Below are 24,035 nucleotides of genomic sequence, written 5' to 3'. Positions count from 1 at the left end.
AACGTCGACCTCGGCATGCCTGCCGCATCCAAAAGGTATTGCAGACGATGCTGTGACTTGAGGATGACAATCGCCTGAACTTTCAGGCGTGTCCCTGGTTCCTCAAGTCCCGCAATTTTTTTAAGTAAGCGTTTTCCGCTTCCAACCGCGCGATCTGACGGCGAAGCTTGTCTTCTTCTGTAAGCTGCTTCGGTGCGGTCGAGCCTTTGGGTCTGCCCTTCGGTTTCGGTGTCAACGCGTCATCGCCGCTTCTGCGCCATTTCCTGGTCCAATCTTTGACGAGCTGGTCTGACGACAGGCCAAACTCGCGGGCAAGATCCATTCTTGTCTCGCCGGCAAGGTAGCGTTGGACAACTTCCTTTTTGATGTCGAACGAGTACTGCTGTTTAGTTGGTTTCTCCACAAGACATAGCTTGCCATGCAGCTGAAACCGACGACGCAGCGTACGGGCGGCATACTTGGAGACACCAAGAGCATTGGCAGCGGCTGTATAGCCCATGCCTTGCTCAAATAGTTCAACCAACTGCTCGCGCTGATGCTCGCTCAGCGAACTTCGTGCTCTCAATGGAAACTGCTCCCCACTAGTCGGTAACTGATTTCTCAGTCCAACTAATGGGGAGCAGTTCAGAACCACCCGGGGCGCTGTGTTGCTGCTATGGCCGCGAGGCGTCCTTAGCCCCATCGGCCCGCTGGCTTAAGCGGCGGCCGCAGTCTCTGGCCGCGGCAGCTCGCGGCGGACGACCTTGCCCACCGCGTTGCGGGGCAGGGAGTCCACGTACACGAAGTGGCGCGGCACGGCGAAGCGGGCCAGCTGCTTAGAGACAGTCGCCTTGATCTCCTCCTGCAGCTTCTGCTTATCGGCTGCGCTCAGCTCCTCCTTCGTGACGATCCACGCGCACAGCGCCTGGCCGAACTCGTCATCCGGAACGCCCTGGACGCAGACCTCGAGGATCTCGGGCAGGGTGCCGATGATGTGCTCGGTATCGGTGGGGTAGACGTTCTCACCACCGGAGACGACCATGTCATCCGAGCGCCCGGAGACGAACAGCAGGCCGTCCTCCCAGTACCCCAGGTCGCCGGTGGCGATCATCCCCTCGTGGGTCTCCTTGTCCTTACCCGGGCGGGTGTAGCCCTCGAACATCATGTTGTTGGCGACGAAGATGCGGCCAACCTCGCCGTCCGGGCACTCGCGGAAGTCCTCGTCCAGGACCTTGACCACCGTGGCCATCGGCGGCTTGCCCGCGGTGTTCGGGTGGCGCTGCAGGTCGTCTGGGTTGGCGATCGTGGCCCAGCTGACCTCGGTGGAGCCGTAGAGGTTGTAGAGCGCGGGCCCGAACTTCTCGAAGGTCTTCTCCACGATCTGTGGCGGGATCGGCTCGCCGGAGGCGGCGATGACCTTCGTGCCCGGATCCATGCCCTCTGGCACGGCCTCCAGCAGGCGGCGCAGCATCGTCGGCACGATGGCGATCGCATAGGGGCGGTTGGCCTCGATGAGCTGCACCGCATCCTCCGGGCGGAACTTGCGCTGCATCACCATCGTCGAGCGCAGCGCGAGCGCCAGCTGGATATTCGCAAAACCCCAGGTGTGGAACATCGGGGCTGCCAGGTAGAACGGGCGGCGTGCCTTCAGCGGGATCCGGCTCATGATCGAGGACGCCGGCAGGTAGCTTGGCGGCTCTGGGCGGCGGGTGCCGCGCGGGGTGCCGGTGGTTCCGGAGGTTAGGATGATGGTGCGGCCGCGGCGGGGTCGGGACGGGATGGTCTGCTCGGCCGGGGTGGTGCGCAGCACCAGGCTCAGCGACGGCCAGTCCTCGCTGCGGGTCGCGTGATCCTCCATCGCCAGGGCGTCGCGGATATTCGAGTCCGCGGGCAGTGCCTCCTCAGCCTCGCGGGTGAGCCCGATGGTGTCGCCGAACTCGTGGGCGACGATGACGGGGCAGTCGTCGAAACCCTTCGGCAGCAGCGGGATGAACTCCTCGTCGATGAACAGGACGTCCAGCTTGTTCTCGCGAGCGACCGCGCGGGTCTGTTCGGCCGATGCCCCGGTGTTGAACAGGACCAGGTCGGTGCCCAGGCGTCCGTGGGCGCACAGCGCCATGATGAAGCCGCGGTGGTTGCGGGTCAGCACGCCGATGCGGTCGCGCTCCCGGATGCCGATGCGGAACAGTGCCTTCGCGAGCTGGTTCACCTGGTTGTGCAGCTCCTGGTAGGTCATGGAGCCGCGGTCGTCGATGATCGCGGTGTGGAACGGGTCGCGGGCGGCGCCAATGGCCAGCAGGGAGGCGGGCTGGAACTCCCACTGGTACATGGAACCCAGAGCCTTCGCGGCGGCGACGGGCGTCATCGAGCCCAGCACGCCGGAACGCATCAGGGGGAGAGTGCCGAGCGCGAGCGTGCCCGCCGAACCGAGTGTGTGGCTGAGCTTTTCCTTGATGCCTGCCGGGCCTGCGGGTGAGAACGTGTCGGTCATTGCGATTACCCCTGTCGAATCGGATGTGTCTGCACGGGCGTTCCCCCGCGCCTGGTTCTGCAGCGATAGGTGGGTAGCTTTGCCAACCTAATAGCTATGTTGGTCACCCTATCTAAGTGATGTGGATCACGTTTGGTTTTGGCGATATCGGCTCGGGAGGGGCGTGCCGGAGGGTGAAAACAGCGCGTTTCGCCGGGTGTTCGCTAGGGGCGTACAGGCTGAACTGTCCGGGTTATTGCTGGTAAAAAGGTGCCGTGAACTGGGCTTTTATAGCGGATCGGGTGGGTATGGGTGCAGGAATAGTCCGCGGGGCTCCCGGCGTTGCACGGAATGCGATTTAAGGAAGGCGCTTGCCCAGTTATGGTGGGGCATCAAAGCGCACGAGCGAAAAGGGAGATAAATGTTCGAAAGGTTTACCGACCGGGCACGACGCGTTGTCGTCTTGGCACAAGAGGAAGCGCGAGCGCTGAATCACAATTACATCGGTACCGAGCACATCCTCCTGGGGTTGATCCAAGAGGGTGAGGGAGTGGCCGCCAAGGCGCTCGAATCCATGGGGATTTCCCTCGACGCGGTGCGTACCGAGGTCAAGGAGATTATTGGCTCCGGTGGCAACCCGCCGAGCGGTTATATCCCGTTTACCCCGCGCGCCAAGAAGGTGCTGGAGCTGGCTCTGCGCGAGGCGCTGCAGCTTGGCCACAAGTACATCGGCACTGAGCACATCCTGCTCGGCCTCATCCGCGAGGGCGAGGGCGTCGCTGCCCAGGTGCTGGTGAAGCTGGGCGCCGATCTGTCCCGCGTTCGCCAGCAGGTTATCCAGCTGCTTTCCGGCTACGAGGGTGGCGGCGAGCACGAGGAGGCCCCGGACCAGCCGGCCGTGGCCGGTGTCGCCCCGTCCGGCCAGGGCGGAGCCAAGGCAGGCCAGAAGTCCAACTCCCTGGTCCTGGACCAGTTCGGCCGCAACCTCACCCAGGCTGCCAAGGACGGCAAGCTGGACCCCGTCGTCGGCCGCGCCGGCGAGATCGAGCGCATCATGCAGGTGCTCTCCCGCCGCACCAAGAACAACCCGGTGCTCATCGGTGAACCGGGTGTGGGTAAGACTGCCGTCGTCGAGGGCCTGGCCCTGGACATCGTCAACGGCAAGGTCCCGGAGACCCTGCGCGATAAGCAGGTCTACTCCCTGGACCTGGGCTCCCTGGTCGCGGGCTCCCGCTACCGCGGTGACTTCGAGGAGCGCCTGAAGAAGGTACTCAAGGAGATCAACCAGCGCGGCGACATCATCCTGTTCATCGACGAGATCCACACCCTCGTCGGTGCCGGTGCCGCGGAGGGCGCAATCGACGCCGCCTCCATCCTGAAGCCGAAGCTGGCCCGCGGCGAGCTGCAGACCATCGGTGCCACCACGCTGGAGGAGTACCGCAAGCACATCGAGAAGGACGCCGCCCTGGAGCGCCGTTTCCAGCCGGTTCAGGTGCCGGAGCCGTCCGTCGCGGACACCATCGAGATCCTGAAGGGTCTGCGCGACCGCTACGAGGCTCACCACCGCGTGTCCATCACCGACGGTGCCCTGCGTTCCGCCGCCACCCTGGCCGACCGCTACATCAACGACCGCTTCCTGCCGGATAAGGCCGTCGACCTGCTCGACGAGGCAGGCGCGCGCATGCGCATCAAGCGCCTCACAGCACCGAAGTCCGTCCAGGAAGTCGACGACAAGATCGCTGAGGTCCGCCGCAAGAAGGAGGCCGCGATCGATGAGCAGGACTTCGAGAAGGCAGCGGCACTGCGCGACGACGAGCGCACCCTGACCGAGGAGCGCGCCGAGAAGGAAAAGGCCTGGCGCGCCGGCGAGCTCGATGAAGTCGCCGAGGTCGACGAGGAGCAGATCGCAGAGGTGCTGGCCAACTGGACCGGCATCCCGGTGTTCAAGCTCACGGAGGAGGAGTCCTCCCGACTGCTGGACATGGAAGGCGAGCTGCACAAGCGCATCATCGGCCAGGACGACGCCGTCAAGGCCGTCTCCCGCGCGATCCGCCGCACCCGTGCCGGCCTGAAGGACCCGAACCGCCCGTCCGGCTCCTTCATCTTCGCCGGTCCGTCCGGTGTGGGTAAGACGGAGCTGTCCAAGGCACTCGCCGAGTTCCTCTTCGGCGACGACGACGCCCTGATCCAGGTGGACATGGGTGAGTTCCACGACAAGTTCACCGCCTCCCGCCTCTTCGGTGCCCCTCCGGGATACGTCGGCTACGACGAGGGCGGCCAGCTGACCGAGAAGGTCCGCCGCAAGCCGTTCTCCGTCGTCCTCTTCGACGAGATCGAGAAGGCCGATAAGGACATCTACAACACCCTGCTGCAGGTGCTGGAGGAAGGTCGCCTGACCGATGGCCAGGGCCGCATCGTGGACTTCAAGAACACGGTGCTGATCTTCACCTCGAACCTGGGTACCAGGGATATCTCCAAGGCCGTGGGCATGGGCTTCTCCAACGCCGGCGAGCAGGACGAGGCCGCGCAGTACGAGCGGATGAAGTCCAAGGTGGATGACGAGCTGAAGAAGCACTTCCGCCCGGAGTTCCTGAACCGTATCGACGACATCGTGGTCTTCCACCAGCTCACCCGCGCGCAGATCGTCCAGATGGTGGACCTGCTCATGGGCCGTGTTCGCCGCGCCCTGGAGGACAAGGACATGGGCATCGAGGTCAGCGAGAAGGCCAAGAACCTGCTCGCCAAGCGCGGCTTCGATCCGGTCCTGGGTGCCCGCCCGCTGCGTCGCACGATCCAGCGCGAGATCGAGGACGAGCTCTCCGAGAAGATCCTCTTCGGCGAGTTCGGTGCAGGCGAGATCGTCACCGTGGACGTGGAGAACTGGGACGGCGAGTCCGCCGGCAAGGATGCGAAGTTCGTCTTCGGTTCCAAGCCGAAGCCGCTGCCGGAGTTCGACGCCGCTGACTTCGAGGTCGAGGACGGCGAGGCGCACCGCAGCCCGTCCGAGGAGGCCAAGGTCTCCGTCGCCTCCGCGGCAGCGGGCGACGTGCCCGAGGAGGGCGCTACCGGCGAGGACGCTGGCGAAAGCACCGGCTCCGAGGGGCAGTCCGAGGACTAAGCCCTCCGCGGGCCGGCACAGCCGGGAGACCGGTGAAAGCTAAAGAGCCGCGGCACGCCCAGTACGGGTGGCCGCGGCTCTTGCTATGCGTGGGGCGATATACGTCGGCGCTATACCTCGCTGCAGCGCCGACGCGGTGCCGGGGAGGGGGCAGTGCGCCGGTGCAGCGCCGGTGCAGCGCCGGTGCAGCGCCGGGTCGGGCAGCGCTGCGCCGAGGTTAGCGACCCCGCGAGCTCGGCCTAGCGCGGAATCTGATCTGCGGTGGACAGCTCATAGGGCTGGTCATTGATGACCTTCTCCAGCCACAGCACCGCGGGGGAGAGGTTCGCCATCATCGGGATCACGTGATCCACCAGCGGGGCCACGCTCGGCACGTCCTGCTCCCGGTAGTACACCTTCGCTCCCTTGCCCAGCCAGCTGCGGGCCAGGTCGCGGGCCTGGGAGGCCGGGATCGTGTCGTCGTTCTTGCCCTGCCCGATGTACACCGGGACGGACGGGGAGAGCGTGCCGATCAGCTGCTTCTGCACCGCGCTGGCGATCGGCTCCTCCTGCATCAGCTCCGTCAGGGAGGAGCCATCCTTGGTGAGAGTGCGGGTGTCCTTGTAGGCGTGGCGGAGCAGGGACTCCGGCACGCACTCGTCCTTCGTCTGCTCCAGCAGCTTCCGACCCTTGTCGTTGAGCTTCGAGTAGATCGGCTCGCGCAGCTCCGGATCGGAGTACAGCAGGCCATTGATAGCGTAGCCGAGGGCCGCGGCCAGCGCGCCATTATCGATGGCGCCAGCCACCACGCCCAGGTTCGCCGGGATGCCGCCCGCGTAGCCTGCGACGAGGTTCAGCTCCGGGGCGTAGGAGTCAGCCAGCTCGAGGGCAGAAGCACTTGCCCCACCGCCCTGGGAGTAGCCCCAGGTCGCCACCGGGGTCTTGTCGCTGACCCCACGGATGCCCATGTTCTTCGCGGCGCGTCCGATATCCAGCGTCGCGTTTCCCTGGGCCACGCGGTTCATGTAGGTGTGCTGCGCGCGGGTCCCCAGGCCCGGCAGGTCGGTCAGCGCGACATCCCAGCCGCGCATCAGTGCCTGCAGGGCGGGCAGCGCCTCGTACTCCAGCCCCCACGGCGCGAGCTTGCCCGGCGCACACGCGTTGGAGGAGCCCTGGGTGCCCGGGGCAATCAGCATCAGCGGGCGCGGCCCCTTGCCCCGCCACGGCTTTGAGGACTCGTAGATGGTGCCGGTGACCGGGATGGTCTTGCCATTCGAGTCGGTGGACACGTAGGCCACCCGGGTGGCCTTGCTGTTCGTCAGGTCCACGAATGGCAGCCCCAGCGCGAGCGTGCTCGGGCCGGTCTTCAGCACCTGGCCGGGCTTGCCCTCCACGTACTCCGGCAGGGAGCTGTAGAAGTTATCCGGATCGTAGTTCGGCATGGAGCTGCCGAGCGCGGCCCCGGAACCCATCCCCGACGAACCCCGCCACGCGCCTTCGACGGAGCCATAAAGCGGAGACGCCGCCGCGCCGGCCACAGAAAGTGGCAGCGCGACGGCGGTGATGGCAGCGGCGGCGGTGAGGCTCGCCGCGCGGCTGGTGCGTCGGGAGTTGTCCGAGCGAAGGCTGAACATGCGTGCTCCTTGGAAGGATCGTGGCTGGCAGGAAGTTAACAGCTAGATCCTATCGACAGGAACACTATTGTGCCGGGGAAATTACTATTCCGGCTCGGCGACAGCCAGCGCGTCAGCCTCGTGGCCCGAATCCTTACGGCTCAGGTCCACCACCAGCGCAATAGCGCCGACGATGATGGTGGGCAGCACCCAGCCCAGTCCCTCCGGGTACAGCGGGATCACACTCAGGGCACCGGTAATGCCGTCCATCGTCTCGCCCAGCAGTTCGCTCAGCAGGTCGATGATGGAGAACACCAGGGCGACCGCCACGGCAGCGCGGTAGGTCAGCGGAATCGGGCGTCCACGCACCGCCAGCTGCGTGAAGGTCACCGCGATCAGCGCGATCGCCGGCGGGTAGATCAGGCCGATGATCGGGCCGGAGAAGCTCAGGATCTTCTCCAGGCCGAGGTTGGCCACCGTGAAGCCAATCAGGGTGAAGACCACGGACCACCAGCGGTAACTGATCGCAGGAACCAGCTCGTGGAAGAAGGACGCCGACGCCGCGATCAGGCCGACCGCCGTCGTCAAGCAGGCGAGCAGCACCACGCCGGAGAAGACCATGTCACCGGCCGTTCCCAGGGAGAGCTTCGACGCCTGCGAGAGCACCGCCGCGCCGTCCGAGTACTGCCCCTTATCCGGCATCTTCGTGCCCATCACGCCCAGGGCGAGGTACACGATCAGCAGGAAGAAACCAGCCAGCACCGCGGAGATCGAGGAGTACTTGACGACCGTCTTGCGCTCCTTGACGCCGTGGGCGTTGAAGGAGCTCACCACGATGATCGCGAAGGCCATCGCTGCGATGGAGTCCATCGTGAAGTAGCCCTCCAGGATGCCCGCGGTCAGCGGGCTGCTGGCGTACTCGCCGGTTGCGGCGGCCGGTTCGCCATTGAGCTTCATGAAGCCCAGCACCGCGAGGATGGCGATGAGTGCCAGCAGCAGCGGCGTCAGGTACTTGCCCAGGGTGTCGGCGACCTTGCCGGGGAACAGCACGATCGCGAAAGCCACCGCGAAGAAGACCGCGGTGGTCACCAGGCGCCACAGCTGGCCGGAGAGGCCGAAGGTGGACTCGATACCCAGCTCGTAGCCGATCGCTGCGGCGCGCGGCATGGCGTAGAAGGAGCCGATGGATAGGTAAGCGGCGATGGAGAACAACAGCCCGAATACCGCGCCTGCGCGCGACGCCAGCTGACGCACCCCGGCACCAGAGATAGCCACCGCGATGATCGTGATGGTCGGCAGCAGCACGCCGGTGAGGATGAAGCCGATGATGGCGGGGGTGAAGTTCTCGCCGGACTCGATCCCCAGCATGGGCGGGAAGATCAGGTTGCCGGCGCCGAAGAACATCGAAAACAGCATCAGCCCGACGGCGAAAATCGAGGCGGCGGGTTTCGCCGTGCCACGGCCAGCCGCGGACTGAGTGGAGGTTCCGGAACTCATGAAATGAGGGCCTTTCTACAACGACGATCCGCGCGGTGGCGGCCTAGGACCAGGTTCAACCACACCCCCGGGTGGGGTGGCGTGAGCAAGCGCGGCCGGTTGTGGCGGTGGTGCCGCTCGAGGCTGAACCAGTGGCGGATCAGAATAAACGTATTTAAGTAGAGGTTAGGGTGCCCCAGTAAGAATCAACTAGTCGGGAAGGGTAATCCCGGCGTTGGTGCGCTCGATCAGCCGGTCAGCCACGAGGGAATCCACCGCTCGCGAAAGCTGAACCCGATCGGGCCACAGTTGATCGATCTCATCGACTGCGACGTGGGTGGTCGCAGATTCTCTCAGGGTTTTGAGGACGAGGCCCCGAACCTGACGGTCCGTGCCTTCGAACTTCTGGACGCGCCGGGCGGCGGCGGATTTCTCCTCTTCCGTCGGCGCGGGCTTGCCTGCCGCCACCCATGCGCAGCGCGCGGCGATGGGGCAGAGCTCGCACTGCGGGGTGCGGGCCTGGCAGATCAGACTGCCGAGCTCCATCAGGGAGGCGGTCATGAGTAGTGCTGCGTCCCGGTGGCGCCGGTCGTGCCCCGCGTTGCGGTAGCCGCGCCGGTCCAGGGTGGGGTCGTGGTCCACCCAGGGCATCATGTCGGCGACGTCCGAGAGGTCGCGGCTGCGTGCCGGTCCCTGGAGGAAGTTGCCGTGGGCTGCCCGGTGGCACACGCGGCGGACGTTGGTGTCCACCACGGGAACGGCCTGCTCGAAGGCGTAGGCGGCCACCGCGCGGGCGGTGTAGCTGCCCACGCCTGGCAGGCTCTCCAGTTCGGCGACGCTGCGGGGCAGTTCCCCGTCGAAGCGATCCACGCAGGCCTGGGCACACTCCTGCAGCCGCAGGGCGCGGCGCGGATAGCCCAGGTTTCCCCATTCGCGAATGACGTCCGCGGTGGCGGCTGCTGCGAGCGCGGCCGGGGTGGGCCAGCGCTGGAGCCAGGAGCGCCACCGCGGGGCGACGCGGGCGACGGGGGTCTGCTGCGACATCACTTCGCTCACCAGGATTGCCCACGGGCTGGTGCCGATGTGGCGCCAGGGCAGGTCGCGCGCGTTGCGTGCGAACCAATGGTTCAGTGCGCTGATGAGGGCAAGGTCGAAGGTGGTTTCCTGCTGACTCTCTGCGGTTGGGAGTGTCATGCGGCCACCTCCCCGGGGTGTCGGGGTGAACCTTGCCCTGCGATGTGTCCCGCGCAGTGTGGGCGGGGTGCCTGGTAAAAGCGCATCGGAGAGTGGATTACAGCGGTTGTTCGAAGGCGGTGGGGGTTCCCACCTGCCGGATTGTCCTACAAAATTGTCCTGGGAAAGCTTTAAGAGCAAGATTGAAGCCATGACTGACTCCCACAGCCCTGAAAGCCCTTCGAATACTGTACCTGGCCAGCAGGCCAACACAGAGTCGCCGGAGGCTACCGCCCAGCAGCAGACCATGACCCCGGAACAGGCCTGGGTCGCGATGCGAGATGGCAACCGCCGTTTCATGAGCGAGGATGTTGCCCACCCGAATCAGGATGTCAACCGCCGCCATGTTCTCACCGCCGGGCAGCGTCCGCATGCTGTGGTCCTGGCGTGCTCTGATTCCCGCGTGCCGGTGGAGATCGTCTTCGACCAGGGCCTGGGGGATGTCTTCGTGATCCGCACCGCCGGGGAGATCACGGACCTATCCGTGCTGGCTTCTCTGGAGTTCGCCGTGGATGGGCTGGGCGTGCCGCTGGTGCTGGTTCTGGGCCACGAGGCCTGCGGTGCGGTGGCCGCGGCGCAGACCGCGCTGAATACCGGCCAGCTTCCGAACGGCTTCCAGCGCGTGCTGGTGGAGAAGGTCACCCCGTCACTGCTGGCCGCCCGCCGCGAGGGCCGGGAGGGCTCCCAGGACTTCGAGAAGCAGCACGTCGTGGAGATCACCCGCCACATCATGGACCGCTCCCCGGAGATCCAGCAGCAGGTGGAGCAGGGGCGCTGCGCGGTCGTGGGCCTGCGCTACCGCCTGGAGGATGGCCTGGCCGAGCCGCTGATCTCCTTCGGCCTGGACGAGGAACAGCTCTAAGGGGCACGTGGGAGTGCGCCGACCGCCGCTGGTGGGGTGTGTCTAAGCCCCATCAGGCGAGGTAAGCCGACTAAAATCTGAGGCTGTGAACGCAGGATCAGGGAACTCAGGAGACAGCTTCCGGCGCCGCGACCCCGAACGGGGCCAGCGCCCACCCCGTGATGCCCAGCCACCGCTGCCGCCCGAGGTTTACCGTCGCCGACGCATCGCCGCCATCGCCGGTGTCGTCGTGCTGATTCTCCTGCTCTGGTGGCTGCTCAGTTCCATCGGCGGATCCAAGGAGGACGCCAGCACGCCTGCGGCGGATACCACGCAGAGCAGCAGTGCCGCGCCGACGTCCGGAAAAGAAAAGAAGCCGGACGCGAAGGATAAGAAGACCGAGGCCGAGAAAAAGGCCGCGGAGAAGCGCGAGGAAGAAAAGAAGGGCGCAGAGCCGAAGGACCCGGCCGCGGAGAAGACCAGCTGTGAGCTCGGTGACCTGCGCGTGACTGCGGTGCCGGGGAAGTCCACCTTTGACCCGGAGGAGCAGCCGACCTTCTACGCGAAGATCGCGAATCCCACGAAGGCGGATTGCGTGATCGACGTGGACGAGGCGAAGCTGCTTTTCGAGGTCTTCGCGATGGATGACTACCACCGCGTGTGGGGTGACCTGGATTGCAACGAGCCTTCCATCACCGGGGAGGTGACCATCGAGGCAGGCAAGAGCCAGAACTACAAGATGGGCTCCTGGTCCCGGACCACTTCCGCCCCGGAGCAGTGCGATTCCCGTCAGCCGGTCGGCCCGGGCAGTTACCTGCTCTACGCGCATTTGGGGGATAACGTTTCCCAGCCTGCGACGTTCAACATGAGCTAGCGGCTAGCTCTCGCGCAGCCGCCGCACCACTCCCAGCGCCTGGCCGATGTTCTTGACCTGGTGCACCTCCAAACCCTTCGGCACGCTCGGGCTGGTGCCTGCCGGGATGATCGCGTGCTTCATCCCTAGCCGCGCGGCCTCGGAGAGCCGCTGGTTGATCTCCGGGATGCGCCGCACCTCGCCGCCCAGGCCTACTTCGCCCATCGCACACAGGCCGAGGGGGAGTGGCTCGTCCTGGGCAGTGGAGGCGAGCGCCAGACCCAACGCGAGATCCGCGGCCGGTTCGCTGATCCGCATCCCGCCCACAGTCGCGGCGTAGACCTCCCGGCGCCCCAGCTGCATCCCGCAGCGTTGGGCCAGTACCGCGAGCATCATGGACACCCGGCCCGATTCGATGCCGGTGACGAATCGCTTCGGATTACCCTGCTCGGTCTCCACCGCGAGCGTTTGGATCTCCCCGACGAGCGCCCGGCGGCCATCCATCTTCACGGTGACGGCAGTGCCCGTCACGGACTCGGTGCGGTGGTTCAAGAACAGCCCCGAAGGGTCCGTCACCTCCTTGATCCCCTCTGCGGTCTGCTCGAAGCAGCCGACCTCCTCGGTGGGGCCGAAACGGTTCTTAATGCCGCGCAGGAAACGCAGGGAGGAGTGCTGATCGCCCTCGAAGTGCAGGACGACGTCCACGAGGTGCTCGATGGTGCGCGGGCCGGCAACGTTACCGTCCTTCGTTACGTGCCCCACCGCCAGCACCGGGGTGCCGGATTGCTTCGCCAGGGTGGTCAGGGTGGACGTCACAGACCGCGTTTGGGTCACCCCGCCCGGCACGCCCTCCACGCCGCTGGCGTTCATGGTCTGTAGGGAGTCCACGATGATCAGCTCGGGCTTGACCGTATCCACGTGGTGCAGCGCCTGTTCCAGGTCGTGCTCGGCGGCGATGTAGAGCTTCTCGGAGAGCGCATTGGTGCGCTCTGCTCGGTGGCGTACCTGGCCGACGGACTCCTCGGCGGTGATGATCAACACCGAGCGGTTAGCCTTGGCCCAGTTGGCGGAGACCTCCAGCAGCAGCGTGGACTTTCCCACGCCCGGTTCGCCAGCGAGCAGCACCGCGGAACCGGGGACGATGCCGCCGCCCAAGACCCGGTCCAGCTCTGCCGAGCCGGTGGGGATGTGGTTGGCGATCTGCGGGTCGATCTCCGTGACCGGCAGGGCATCGCTGGTGGCCCCGGCGAGGTGCCGGGAACCGGAGCGGGACCCGGCTGCGCTCGCGGCCGCGGGGCGGCGTTCCTCGAGCGTGCCCCACTCACCACAGCTCGGGCAGCGCCCCATCCACTTGGACAGGACGTAGCCACACTCGGTGCATTCGTAGCTGGTTTTCGAGCTCCGCTTTGTTGCCATGCCGGTCATTCTAGGCAGTGGCGCAGACACCCCCTGCCGCGAGCACAGCAATAATCGAACATCGCAGGTCAGTGGCCACCGAAAAACAAAAACCGCCGCCCCAACGAAGGGGAGCGGCGGTGGGCCTATAACAGCCGAGTAGCGACTACTTGTCGGTTGGGTGACCGTCCTTGTCGCGGTCGAAGGCGCCAGCCTCCGGGGTGTAAGCGACGACCGGTGCGTTCAGGGAGAACTCAGCGCCGTCGAACTTGATCTCCACCGGCTTCTGGCCGCCGACGTAGAGGTCCTTCACTCCGGAGACGTCACCAGCGGCGTAGCTGAGGCACTTCTGATCCTTAGCGCCCTTCTGCAGGTCCTCCAGGGCATCCTTGCGGTCCACGACGAGGTTGCAGCCCGGCTTGATGGTCTCGCTCAGGTTCGCAGCCTTGCCGTCCACGGAAGCGGAGACCAGCTTGACGTCCTTGGCGTTGTCCTCCGCGTTGGAAGCGGTGAACTTCAGGGACGGCTTGCCGTCGGCGCCCAGAACCACGGAGACGTCCGCGACGTCCACGTTGCCTTCCTTGGCGTGCAGGCCGTTCACGGCCGGGGCCTGCTCTGCGGTCTGGGTGATCTGACCAGCGGAGCAAGCGGTCATGCCCAGGGCGGCACCTGCAGCAACGATGGCGAGGGCACCGCGGACAACGGTCGACTTCTGAGACTTCACGTTCTGATCCTCCATTGTGAGGCTAGGCCTAGGCCGGTTAAGGCCCTTCAACAGTTGTGGTCATCGTACCCGGCGCAAATTGGCCGGAAACTTATAGCTGCTTCACAGAATAGCCCCTTGGGTGGGCAGATTCCTAGTTCAGGCCACCGCTTTCCCCTAATCCCACCCCGTTGTTACCCCTATTATTTGGGGACGTCGCCCTCCGGCGTCGGTGCGCGCTGGTCGAAGCGTTGAAGCTTTCCTGCGGGACCGGGCCTTTCTGCAGGCAGCGGGCCGATCGGGTATGCTCGAACACGGTTTTTAAAGCGCAACGAGGGCGTAAATAGGAAGGTCACGGATGGATTTCAAGGTCGGCGACACGGTCGTATACCCACACCACGGCGCAGCTCAGATCGAGGGGATCGAGCAGCGCGAGTTCAAGGGTGAGACGGTGGACTACCTGGTGCTGCGCCTCTACCAGGGTGACCTTTCCGTCCGCGTCCCGGCCGCGAACGCCGAGAAGGTGGGTGTGCGCGACGTCGTCGGCGAGGAGGGTCTGCTCAAGGTCTTCTCCGTGCTGCGCGAGACGGACGTCGAGGAGGCAGGCAACTGGTCCCGCCGGTACAAGGCCAACCAGGAGCGCCTGACCTCCGGCGACCAGAACAAGGTCGCCGAGGTGGTTCGTGATCTGTGGCGCCGTGACCAGGATCGTGGCCTCTCGGCAGGCGAGAAGCGCATGCTGGCTAAGGCCCGCCAGATCCTGGTGGGCGAGCTCGCGCTGGCCGATGGCGTCGACGATAAGAAGGCCGACGCGATGCTGGCCGAGATGCACGAGACCATCGAGCGCCACCGTGAGCAGGCCGCTGCCGCCCGTGCGGCGGATACCGAGGGGGACGCCGCCATCGATCTCGACGACGAGCTCAACAAGTAACAGCCACGGTTGCCAGCCGTCCCTCGAGGGTGGCTCAACGAGTAGAGAGCGCCGGGTGAGACGTGTTTTCCAAGACCGATACTGCAGCGCTGCCCGTGGTGGCCGTCATCGCGGCGGCGGGGAGCGGCACCAGGCTGGGCGCCGATCAGCCTAAGGCCTTCGTGGAACTGGCGGGGCGCACCCTCGTGGAGCGGGCGCTGGACGGGCTCGCCAGTTCCGGGGTGGTGGGGCGAACCTTTGTCATGATCAGCCCGGACATGCAGGGGCGCATGGCGGAGATTCTCGACGATCCTGCGAACCAGGCCGCGTGGGCAGGGATGCGAGTGAGTACCGGAACCGGGGGATCCGAGCGCTCCGATAGTGTCTTCGCCGGCCTGCAGCTCGTGGAGGGCGAGCTCGGCTCGCCGGTGGACTGCGTGGAATGCGCGCAGGTGGACGAGGCGATCGTGCTGGTGCACGACGCCGCCCGCTGCCTCACCCCACCTGCAATGATCGTCCACATCGTCGAGCAGGTCCGCACCCACGGGGAGGCGGGTACCGCGGCGGGTGTGGTTCCCGCCCTGCCGGTGACGGACACGATCAAGACCATTGCGGACGGGATGGTCACCGGCACCCCGGCCCGCGATGGCCTGGTGGCGGTGCAGACCCCGCAGGGCTTCCTCTTCTCCGCGCTGATGGACGCTAATCGGAAGTACCAGGCAGGCCTGGAGCTCGGCCGTGGGCACGCCCGCCTGGCCACGGACGATGCCTCCATCATGGAGCTCGCCGACTATCCGGTAGCCATCACCGCCGGCGATGACCGGGCGATGAAGATCACCACCCCGCGGGACTTCGCCATCGCTGAGATGATGGTTGAGTGATGATGATCGACCGATGATGGTCGAACAAGGAAGGAAATAGCACCCATGACCCAGCCGATTATCCCCCGCGTCGGCATCGCCTCCGACGCCCACCAGGTCGAGCCCGGCAAGCCCTGCTGGATGGCCGGGCTACTCTTCGAGGACGCCGATGGCTGCGAGGGACATTCCGACGGCGACGTGGTCAGCCACGTCATCGTCGACGCACTGCTCAGCGCCTCCGGACTGGGGGATCTGGGCAGCTTCGTCGGTGTGGGACGCAAGGAATACGACGGCGTCTCGGGGGAGCGCCTGATCACGGAGTGCCGTCAACTACTGGCCGAGAACGGCTTCACGATCGGCAACGTTGCCGCCCAGATGATCGGCAATAGGCCGAAGATGGGGCCGCGCCGGGAGGAAGCCGAGCGCCGCCTCACCGAGCTCGTCGGGGCGCCGGTGTCCGTTTCCGCGACGACCACCGACAAGATGGGCTTCACCGGCCGCGGGGAGGGCGTGGCTGCTCTCGCTACCGCGGTTGTGTGGAAGGCCGAGGCCTAAGAATTAGCGCACGTCGATGGTGCTGGAGATCCGGCCCAGACCCTCGATTTCAACTTCGACGGTGTCCCCGTGCCCCAGGTACTGGGGCGGCGTCATCCCGTGGCCCACGCCTGCCGGTGTGCCGAGAGCGATGACGTCGCCAGCCTCCAGCGTGGCGAAGTTCTCCACGTACTCGACCAGCTCCTGCGGCTTGAACACCAGGTCGGCGAGGCTGTGCTCCTGACGCAGCTCCCCGTTGACCCAGGTCCGCAGCATCGCGCCTTCCGCCACCGGGTCGAAGGGCTGGCCCTTCTCATCCGTGGCCATCGTCAGCCACGGGCCAAGCGCGCTGGACTCGTCCAGATTCTTACCCTGCAGCCACTGCTGAGTGCGGTACTGCCAATCCCGCTGGGAGAAGTCATTCATCACCGCATACCCCGCGATCTGGCCACCGTGCCCCATCACGATCGCTAGCTCGCCCTCATAATCCAGCTTCTGCGCCATCGCACGTGGTACCCGCACATTCCCATAAGGCGTGGTCAGCGCCGTGGCGAACTTCGCGAACAGCGTGGGGTGGTCCGGCACCGGATGCCCCATCTCCACGATGTGCTCCCGGAAATTCAACCCGGTGCAGAGCACCTTCCGCGGGTTCGGAATCACCGGAGCCAACTGACGGGCCGAGAACTCAATGCTCTCCCCGGCGCTCGCGGAGGCCGAGAGGGTGACGTCCTGAAGAAAACCCCCGAGATCCCCGTCGGCCAGGACGGTACCGGTGCCATGCGTGCCGTCGAAGCTCTCCACACGGATGGTGCGCAGACGGCCGGCGGTTTCGATGGTTGCTAGGCGGTGGGCCATGATCCTCCTCGGGCAGGTCTTTTGGTGACTGCCTACCGAGGATAGCCTTCCGGTCGGCAGCCACCGGCCACCGAAGTACAATTGCGGTGACGAGGGGCACGGGGCGCATCCGCCCTGGCCCGCCAGAATAGAACCTGCGAGACCCAAGAAGGCGGCCAACCATGGTTGATTCTTTGCCCACCGACGCTTCGGAGCCGATGCCGCTCCAGCTGCGCATCTACGACACCGCGAGCCGCAAGGTCCGCGAGTTCACCCCGCTGCGCGAAGGCAAGGTTTCCATCTACCTGTGTGGCGCCACCGTGCAGTCCATCCCACACATCGGGCACGTCCGTTCCGGTGTGGCCTTCGACGTCCTGCGCCGCTGGCTGCTCGCCCAGGGATACGACGTCGCGTTCGTCCGCAACGTCACCGACATCGACGACAAGATCCTCACCAAGGCCGCGGAGAACAACCGCCCCTGGTGGGAGTGGGCAGCAACCCACGAGCGCGCTTTTACCTGGGCCTATGACCAGCTGGGCGTGCTGCCGCCGTCCGTTGAGCCGCGGGCGACCGGGCACGTCCCACAGATGATCGAGTACATGCAGCGCATCATCGGCAACGGCCACGGTTATGCCGCCGACGGCAATGTCTACGCCCAGCCCGCCTCGATCGAGAACTACGGCTTCCTCTCTGGTCAGAAGCTCGACGAGCTGGACCAGGGTGAATCCGCAGGCACGGGCAAGAAGAACCCCCGCGACTTCACCATGTGGAAGGCCGCCAAGCCGGGCGAACCCGCATGGGATACGCCGTGGGGCCGGGGACGCCCGGGCTGGCACATCGAGTGCTCCGCGATGGCCACGAACTACCTGGGCGGGGAGTTCGACATCCACGCCGGCGGGCTGGACCTGCAGTTCCCGCACCACGAGAACGAGGCCGCCCAGGCCACCGCCGCCGGGGATGGCTTCGCCCAGTACTGGATGCACAACGGCTGGGTGACCATGAGCGGGGAGAAGATGTCCAAGTCGCTTGGCAACGTGCTGAGCGTGCCGAACATCCTGGAGAAGGTCCGCCCGGTGGAGCTGCGCTACTACCTGGGCAGCGGCCACTACCGTTCCATGCTGGAATACTCCGAGTCCGCGCTGGCCGAGGCCGCCGCCGGTTACCGCAGGATTGAGAAGTTCCTGCTGCGTGCGGCCGCTTACCTCGCCGCCATTGAGGACGACGCCCCCGCCTCGGCCGGGGATCAGGCTGCCCGCGGCCCGGAACAGCTGGTGGCCGTGGGCCAGTGGCCGGAGGCCTTCGCCGAGAAGATGAATGACGACCTCGCGGTGCCGCAGGCGCTGGCCGTCATCCACGACGCCGTCCGCGAGGGTAATAAGGCCCTCGAGGTCAAGGACACTGAGACGGTGATGCGGGTCGCGGGGCAGGTTCGTGCGATGATGAGCGTCCTCGGCGTGGACCCGTTCGACGAGCACTGGCTGGAGCAGACGATGGCCGGGCAGGGCTCTTCGGCGGCGATGACCGCCCTAGATTCCCTGGTGCAGGACGATCTGCAGCGTCGGGCGGAGGCTCGCGCGGAGAAGAACTGGGCGGTGGCGGACGAGGTCCGCGACCGGCTCACGGCAGCCGGTATTGAGGTCACTGATACCGCCGATGGGGCTCAGTGGAGCCTGAAGGAGTAGCGCCGCTCCGCTGAGGCGCGCCCGTGGCGCCGGCGCCCCGGCTGGGGTGCCGGTTTAACGGACGTGCTGCTCAGCTAGGGCCTGAAACACCGCCTGGTTCATGGCGAAGGCTGCGCTGGCGCAGTTAATGATCTTTTCCTTGGACTCGGCGCTGAGCTCGAGCTGGTTGAGCGTGATGCGGTAGCGGTCGCGGTAGGGCTTGATCCGGCCGATGGCGTCGAAATCGTAGAAGGATATGCTGCGCTCATCCAGGCCGTAGTACTTCTCAAACATACGAGCGATCACCTGGCCACCCGACATGTCTCCCAGGTAGCGGACGTAGTGGTGAGCCAGCGCTGCCTCGCCGTCCTGCTCCGTGCCGATCTGGCGCAGGACCTCGACGTAGTTCTGGGTCGCAGGCAGTGGCGCAATGTGCTCGCGCCACTGCCCGCCGTAGAGCTGCTCCAGGTCGGACTCCAGCGCAGAAAGTCGCTCCAGGCGCGGGTCGTAGATCGAGGCCAGCTCCGCTGTGTCCTGGTTCGCCCGGACCGCGGATTCGAGGGCCTCGTAGACGAAGTAGAGCTGGCCGGTCAGGGCAGCCACCGCGTTGATATCCAGTTTTCCGTCGAGCAGTTGGGTCATAAACACTGAGTTTTCCGCGTCGTGGTGCGCCTGCGCGGTCTCGCTTTTGAGCAGGGCGGAGAGCTGGCCTTCGGCATAAAAGGTGTGGCGGGTGGCGGTAGTCATGGGTTTTCCTTCCGTAACGGGATTAAAGCTTCTTGAGTGAACTGGGGTTTGTTCTGCGCCGGGGGAGCGCGACCGGGTTGCCTGCTGAATCCTGGAGTATTTCCACATCGGCGTCGTAAATGGCGCTGATGAGCCCGGAGCTGAGAACCTCGGTCGGGGCGCCTTGTGCAAACACGCAGCCACTGCTGAGAACGACGATGTGGTCGGCATAGGCCGCCGCGGCTGCGAGGTCATGGAGAACCACCACGACCGTCTTTCCCTCGTCGGCGAGGCCGCGCATCGCTTTGAGAACGTCCTCGGCGTGCGCCAAATCCAATGCCGCGGTGGGCTCATCCAGCAGCACCACGGGAGTGTCCTGGTAGAACACCCGGGCGCAGTGCACGCGGGCGCGCTCGCCACCGGAGAGGGTGGGGAGGACCCGCGGGAGGAGGTGCTCGATCTCGCAGGTGGCGATCACTTCCTGGCGAAGCTGTGGATCCGGCGTGGACCAGGGGTGCCGGCCGAAATCGAGAACCTCCTCCGCCGTGAAGGGCACACCGATGGGGTGGTGTTGGGTCAGCACCGCCCGCCGTCGCGCGAGCTGCTTGCTGCTCAGTTGGCTGACGTCCTCGCCCGCGATGAGGATCTGCCCGGAGTCGATATCGAGGTCGCCAGCGATCGCGGCGAGCAAGGTGGACTTCCCGGCACCGTTCGGCCCCACCAGTGCGGTGACCTGGCCTGCGGCAGCGGTGAAGGTGACGTCGTCCAGCAGTTCGTGCTCGTCCACGCTGAAATGCAGTTTTTCTATTGTGATGCTCATTAGTGCTTCACCGACCTATCGGAACGAATCAGCAGCCAGAAGAAGATCGGGCCGCCCACGATGGACGTCAGCATTCCCAGCGGCAGATCGGTGCCGGTGATGAGGGCGCGGGCGGCGAGGTCTGCCAGTGTGGCTGCGAGTGCGCCACCGAGGAAACACGCGGGCACGAGTGCGCGGTGGCCGGGGCCGATGAGCAGCCGCAGGGCGTGTGGGACCACGAGCCCGATGAACACGATGATCCCGGAGAATGCCACACCGGCAGCCACCACAAGTGCTGCGATTGCGATGACGATGCGGCGGAGCGCGACCACGTTGATTCCGAGGTGTTGGGCCTGGGATTCCCCCAAACTCAGGATGTCGAGCTTGGGTGCAAGCACCCAGAGCAGGACGGCGGCTGGAGTGGTCAGCGCTAGGATGATCCCCACCTGGGACCAGTCGGCGCTCGCGAAGCTGCCCATCTGCCAGAAGACGATGCGGTCGCGCGCCGTGGTGCTGGCGATGTAGGTGAGGAAAGAGACGATGCCGCCGCAGACGGCGTTGACTGCCACGCCGACGAGGATGATGCGCGCCATATCGCGGCTTCCTCGCGCGCTGGCTGCGACGATGGCGGTCGCTGCGATTCCGCCGACGAAGGCGGCGATGGCGATGGTCCAGTTTGAAGTCAGGATCGCCGCCAGTCCTGCGCTGCTCAACCCGAGCGCGCCGGCGGCACTGGCTGTGCTGAACACGGTGGCCAGTGACGCGCCGACCGCAGCACCAGAGGACACACCGATCAATCCGGGTTCGGCCAGCGGGTTGGCAAATACCGCCTGTAGCGCCAACCCGGAGATCGCTAGCCCTGCGCCGACGATGGCGGCAAGGGCAACCCGGGGCAGGCGGACCTCCCACAGCACCACATCAAGGGAGGTGGATTGCCCAAGGCCGGTGACGATGTGCGCCAGGGAGCGGAGGGACTGCTGGGCGCTGGCTCCGAATTGTCCGACCGCGACGGACCACAGGATGGCCGCGATAAGCCCAACCCCGAGAGCGATGATCACCGCTGGGGTTTTGGCGGCACGGAGGCGGTTCCAGCGGCTCCGGATCGCCCGACGTGGGTCGCGCTGGAAGACGAGCCCGGCGGGTTGACCGCCCTTCGCGGTACCGGAGCGGGGCGTTTTCGATTGCTTTTTGAGCACGCTAGTCGCCATATAGCGCCTCCGCCATCGCGTCGATCACGCCTGGGGTGTTTGGTCCGAAGGAGAGCAGTTCGGAATCGGGAACGTCGAGCACGGAGCGGTTCTTTCCCGCTGGAGTCTGCGACACGCCCGGAACCTTCAATAGCCCATCGACCCCGCCCACCGATTCCAGGCCACTGCTCATCACGATGAGCGTGTCCGGGGCGGCCTCGATGAGCGCTTCGGGGGTCAGCGGGGTGAAGCTGCCATCGATGCCCAGTTTCACGCCGGCGTCAGTACCGCCGAGCCTCTCGATGAGGCTTCGGCCACCGGATTCCGGCCCGGCGATCATCGCCACACCGGTGCCGCGCACGTAGAGAACCATCATGCTGCGACCATCTGCCCGGGACTTCGCGGACGCGGTGGCCTGGTCGAGCTTTGCGTTGATCTTTTCGGTGACGTGATCCGCGGCCTGCTCTAGTCCGATCCCGGCGGCGACCTCTTCGACGAGGGTGCCGATGGTTTCCGGGGTGCGTTCCGCAGTGATGTCGATGACCTTCACCCCGGTTGCCCGAAGCTTCTTCATGACCCGGCTCGGGCCGATCGAACCATCAGTGAGGACGATGTCGGGGCGCAGGCTCAGCACCGTTTCGGCGTTGATCGAGTGACCGCCGGGGGTGACCAGGGGAAGGTCTTTGACCCCTGGGAAATCGGAGGCGGTGTCTCGCCCGATGAGGTTTTCCCCCATGCCCAGCGCCCATACCGTCCGGGAAAGCGCGCCTGCGCGATCCAGGGTGAGGATGCGGGCGTCGCGCGCCGGAGATTGCTCCACCGTTTGCTTGTCGACGAGGACCTCGGGGTCGCGGCTGGGGAGGCGTGCAGAGACGTGGCCAGCGGGGGAGGAGGCGGGTGAACTCTCGCCGTGGCGCGCAGTTGCTGCCTTTTCTGCCGAGGCGGCCTGTGACTGCTCGGCCGTGGGGGTAGGGCCCGAAGTCGGCGCCCCGCAGCTGCTCAGGGCAAGCGCGGCCGCGAGGTAAAGCGGCAGACATACGCGCTGTGGGGGTGTCCGCATGGTGAGAGTCCTTAGAGATTCTTGACTATAACAACATAGGTTAGGTTAACCTCGGTGAGGTTAGCATAACCTAGTGATACCCCAGGAAGAGGTTCCAGAATGAAGACAATCCGCACCGCACGCCCGCGCGCAGCAACCGCTGTCGCCGCACTCATGGCACTGAGCCTGCCTCTGCTGGCAGCCTGCTCGGACGATGGATCAGAAGAGCAGGCGTCGGCCTCCTCCACCACAGAAGCGCCAGCTAGCGAGGCGTCGAGCGAGGCTCCGAGCACGTCCGCTGCCGCTGGGTCCAGCGATAGCGCCGAGGCCACAGGCAACAGCGAAGTGAAGATCACCGCAGACCCAGCAGAAAACCTCGCGGATGGGCAGAAGATCTCCGTCAAGGTCACCGGCCTGGACCCGGAAGCGGGCTACTACGGCGCCATCTGTGCTGCGGAGAGCACCCCGGGTAAGCCGATGCCAGACTGCACCGGCGAGCGTGGCGCTGCCGGAACCCAGCAGTGGATCACCCAGAAGGATGGCGGCACCGCGCCCCTCTCCCCGGCAGGAGAGACCGAGTTCACGCTGACCGCAAAGCAGAAGGGGCAGGCCGTTGACTGCGCCACGCAGGAATGCGTTCTGAAGATTTTCGGTGACCACACCGAAGGCTTCGAGGACGTCGCGGAGGTCCCAGTCACCTTCGCCAGCTAGCCACAGCTGCGACGCAGTGGCCGAGCAATAGTGTGAATGGGCGCTGGAACGATAGACTTGGTGCTCGATAATTCACGCACAACTAGGGAGCACGATGGCTGGCAACTCGCGACGACACGGCGGCGCACGCAAGAACAAGAAGGGCCCGTCGAAGGGGTCGGCCGGGGAGAAGCGCCGCGGCCTGCGTGGTAAGGGTCCGACCCCGAAGGCGGAGGACCGCGTCTACCACCAGGCGCACAAGCGCAAGAAGGCCGCACAGCGCCGGGCATCCGGGGCACACGACCGCCGCGATGCCTTCGGTGGCAACGAGCTGGTCGTCGGCCGCAACCCCGTGGTGGAGTGCCTGCACGCCAACGTCCCGGCGTCCGCCCTGTACGTCGCGGAAGGGACGGGTAATGACGACCGACTGTCCGAGGCCGTCCACATCTGCTCCAGCCGCGGCATCTCGGTCCTGGAGGTCAGCCGCCAGGAGCTGGATCGCATGACCGGCAACGGGCTACACCAGGGCATTGGCCTGCAGATCCCGCCGTATAAGTACGCGGATGTGCACGACCTCATCGAGCGCGCCGCGGATTCCGCGACGCCCGGCCTGGTCGTGGCGCTGGACAACATCACCGACCCGCGCAACCTGGGTGCCGTGATCCGCTCCGTGGCAGCTTTCGGTGGCCACGGCGTGGTGATCCCGGAGCGTCGCAGCGCGTCTGTGACTGCCGTGACCTGGCGGACCTCCGCGGGTACGGCGGCGCGCCTGCCGGTCGCGAAGGCAACGAACATGGTGCGCGCGCTGAAGCAGTTCCAGCAGAACGGCTACCAGGTTGTCGGTCTGGATGCCGGTGGGGAGCACACGCTGGACACCTACGACGGCACGACGCCGACGGTGGTCGTCGTTGGCAGCGAGGGCAAGGGGCTGTCCCGTCTGGTCGGGGAGACCGCGGATACGATCCTCTCGATCCCGATGGCTGACAAGGTTGAATCCCTCAACGCCTCCGTGGCTGCTGGCGTGGTGCTGAGCGAGTTCGCCCGCCAGCGTCGCGTGGGGAAGAACTAAGACCAGGCAGTAGCGAAAGGCCGCGCTAGCAAGTGCTAGCGCGGCCTTCTTTATAACGTTCCGGGG

General features: G+C 65.8%; 20 protein-coding genes and 1 pseudogene. 9 read left to right on the top strand and 12 right to left on the bottom strand.

Features of this window, described 5'->3' with window-relative positions:
• Both QP413_RS06365 and QP413_RS06360 read right to left on the bottom strand, forming a co-directional pair.
• A pseudogene (locus QP413_RS06365) lies at positions 1-426 on the bottom strand (helix-turn-helix domain-containing protein); the annotation flags it as partial.
• Positions 427-694: 268 nt separating this feature from the next.
• Entirely contained in the window at positions 695-2,470 is a 1,776-nt protein-coding gene (locus QP413_RS06360; RefSeq protein WP_284781168.1) for an AMP-binding protein, read from the bottom strand.
• A gap of 400 nt (positions 2,471-2,870) precedes the next feature.
• Between QP413_RS06360 and QP413_RS06355 the strand changes: the two genes are divergently transcribed.
• Positions 2,871-5,567, top strand: coding sequence for an ATP-dependent Clp protease ATP-binding subunit (locus QP413_RS06355; protein ID WP_284781166.1), 2,697 nt, complete (start codon positions 2,871-2,873; stop codon positions 5,565-5,567).
• 239 nt (positions 5,568-5,806) lie between these two features.
• Here the strand turns inward: QP413_RS06355 and QP413_RS06350 are convergent, their stop codons facing one another.
• The 3 genes from QP413_RS06350 to QP413_RS06340 form a co-directional block, all read right to left on the bottom strand.
• Positions 5,807-7,180, bottom strand: coding sequence for a lipase family protein (locus QP413_RS06350; protein ID WP_284781164.1), 1,374 nt, complete (start codon positions 7,178-7,180; stop codon positions 5,807-5,809).
• 84 nt (positions 7,181-7,264) lie between these two features.
• Positions 7,265-8,656 (bottom strand): branched-chain amino acid transport system II carrier protein, encoded by a 1,392-nt coding sequence (brnQ, locus tag QP413_RS06345; RefSeq protein WP_284781163.1) that lies wholly within the window; start codon positions 8,654-8,656, stop codon positions 7,265-7,267.
• 189 nt (positions 8,657-8,845) lie between these two features.
• On the bottom strand, positions 8,846-9,829 hold the full coding sequence (locus QP413_RS06340) for an A/G-specific adenine glycosylase (RefSeq protein WP_284781162.1): 984 nt from the start codon (positions 9,827-9,829) through the stop codon (positions 8,846-8,848).
• Positions 9,830-10,142: 313 nt separating this feature from the next.
• Between QP413_RS06340 and QP413_RS06335 the strand changes: the two genes are divergently transcribed.
• Both QP413_RS06335 and QP413_RS06330 read left to right on the top strand, forming a co-directional pair.
• Complete coding sequence (locus QP413_RS06335) at positions 10,143-10,730, top strand: carbonic anhydrase (RefSeq protein WP_284781175.1); 588 nt, start codon at positions 10,143-10,145, stop codon at positions 10,728-10,730.
• A gap of 85 nt (positions 10,731-10,815) precedes the next feature.
• Entirely contained in the window at positions 10,816-11,583 is a 768-nt protein-coding gene (locus QP413_RS06330) for a hypothetical protein (protein ID WP_284781160.1), read from the top strand.
• 3 nt (positions 11,584-11,586) lie between these two features.
• On the opposite strand, the gene radA is transcribed toward QP413_RS06330, so the two are convergent.
• Together radA and QP413_RS06320 are read right to left on the bottom strand one after the other, a co-directional pair.
• Positions 11,587-12,987 (bottom strand): DNA repair protein RadA, encoded by a 1,401-nt coding sequence (radA, locus tag QP413_RS06325; RefSeq protein WP_284781158.1) that lies wholly within the window; start codon positions 12,985-12,987, stop codon positions 11,587-11,589.
• A gap of 136 nt (positions 12,988-13,123) precedes the next feature.
• On the bottom strand, positions 13,124-13,681 hold the full coding sequence (locus QP413_RS06320; RefSeq protein ID WP_231837651.1) for a hypothetical protein: 558 nt from the start codon (positions 13,679-13,681) through the stop codon (positions 13,124-13,126).
• Positions 13,682-14,018: 337 nt separating this feature from the next.
• On the opposite strand from QP413_RS06320, the gene QP413_RS06315 reads away from it, so the two are divergent.
• From QP413_RS06315 to ispF, 3 genes are all read left to right on the top strand, one after another.
• Positions 14,019-14,591, top strand: a complete 573-nt coding sequence (locus QP413_RS06315; RefSeq protein ID WP_012360912.1) for a CarD family transcriptional regulator — start codon at positions 14,019-14,021, stop codon at positions 14,589-14,591.
• Positions 14,592-14,653: 62 nt separating this feature from the next.
• Entirely contained in the window at positions 14,654-15,451 is a 798-nt protein-coding gene (locus QP413_RS06310; RefSeq protein ID WP_012360911.1) for a 2-C-methyl-D-erythritol 4-phosphate cytidylyltransferase, read from the top strand.
• Between the two features lie 45 nt (positions 15,452-15,496).
• Entirely contained in the window at positions 15,497-15,985 is a 489-nt protein-coding gene (ispF, locus tag QP413_RS06305) for a 2-C-methyl-D-erythritol 2,4-cyclodiphosphate synthase (RefSeq protein WP_284781155.1), read from the top strand.
• 3 nt (positions 15,986-15,988) lie between these two features.
• On the opposite strand, the gene QP413_RS06300 is transcribed toward ispF, so the two are convergent.
• Positions 15,989-16,819 (bottom strand): fumarylacetoacetate hydrolase family protein, encoded by an 831-nt coding sequence (locus QP413_RS06300; protein ID WP_284758531.1) that lies wholly within the window; start codon positions 16,817-16,819, stop codon positions 15,989-15,991.
• A 197-nt stretch (positions 16,820-17,016) separates the two neighbouring features.
• Here QP413_RS06300 and cysS point away from each other — a divergent pair, with 197 nt between their 5' ends.
• On the top strand, positions 17,017-18,480 hold the full coding sequence (gene cysS / locus QP413_RS06295; protein ID WP_284781173.1) for a cysteine--tRNA ligase: 1,464 nt from the start codon (positions 17,017-17,019) through the stop codon (positions 18,478-18,480).
• A gap of 54 nt (positions 18,481-18,534) precedes the next feature.
• Here the strand turns inward: cysS and QP413_RS06290 are convergent, their stop codons facing one another.
• The 4 genes from QP413_RS06290 to QP413_RS06275 are packed head-to-tail and all read right to left on the bottom strand — an operon-like array spanning position 18,535 to position 22,231.
• Positions 18,535-19,206, bottom strand: a complete 672-nt coding sequence (locus tag QP413_RS06290) for a heme oxygenase (biliverdin-producing) (protein WP_148792630.1) — start codon at positions 19,204-19,206, stop codon at positions 18,535-18,537.
• 22 nt (positions 19,207-19,228) lie between these two features.
• On the bottom strand, positions 19,229-20,005 hold the full coding sequence (locus QP413_RS06285; RefSeq protein ID WP_200973858.1) for a heme ABC transporter ATP-binding protein: 777 nt from the start codon (positions 20,003-20,005) through the stop codon (positions 19,229-19,231).
• A complete protein-coding gene (locus QP413_RS06280; RefSeq protein WP_012360904.1) occupies positions 20,005-21,192 on the bottom strand; it encodes an iron ABC transporter permease in 1,188 nt (395 codons plus the stop codon). The genes QP413_RS06285 and QP413_RS06280 overlap by 1 nt, the downstream gene beginning before the upstream one ends.
• Positions 21,182-22,231, bottom strand: coding sequence for a hemin ABC transporter substrate-binding protein (locus QP413_RS06275; RefSeq protein ID WP_200973859.1), 1,050 nt, complete (start codon positions 22,229-22,231; stop codon positions 21,182-21,184). The genes QP413_RS06280 and QP413_RS06275 overlap by 11 nt, the downstream gene beginning before the upstream one ends.
• Positions 22,232-22,330: 99 nt before the next feature.
• Between QP413_RS06275 and QP413_RS06270 the strand changes: the two genes are divergently transcribed.
• Together QP413_RS06270 and rlmB are read left to right on the top strand one after the other, a co-directional pair.
• Positions 22,331-22,921 carry a neocarzinostatin apoprotein domain-containing protein gene (locus tag QP413_RS06270; protein ID WP_200973860.1) on the top strand — a complete coding sequence of 197 codons (591 nt, stop codon included), beginning with the start codon at positions 22,331-22,333 and terminating at the stop codon, positions 22,919-22,921.
• A 94-nt stretch (positions 22,922-23,015) separates the two neighbouring features.
• Positions 23,016-23,969, top strand: a complete 954-nt coding sequence (rlmB, locus tag QP413_RS06265; RefSeq protein ID WP_012360901.1) for a 23S rRNA (guanosine(2251)-2'-O)-methyltransferase RlmB — start codon at positions 23,016-23,018, stop codon at positions 23,967-23,969.
• Positions 23,970-24,035 lie beyond the last annotated feature (66 nt).

It is taken from the genome of Corynebacterium sp. UMB4614 (assembly GCF_030217065.1).
In the GTDB taxonomy this organism is placed as follows: Bacteria; Actinomycetota; Actinomycetes; order Mycobacteriales; family Mycobacteriaceae; genus Corynebacterium.
The sequence above is the reverse complement of the archived record's forward strand: the minus strand, read 5'-3'. Positions and strand labels throughout refer to the sequence as shown.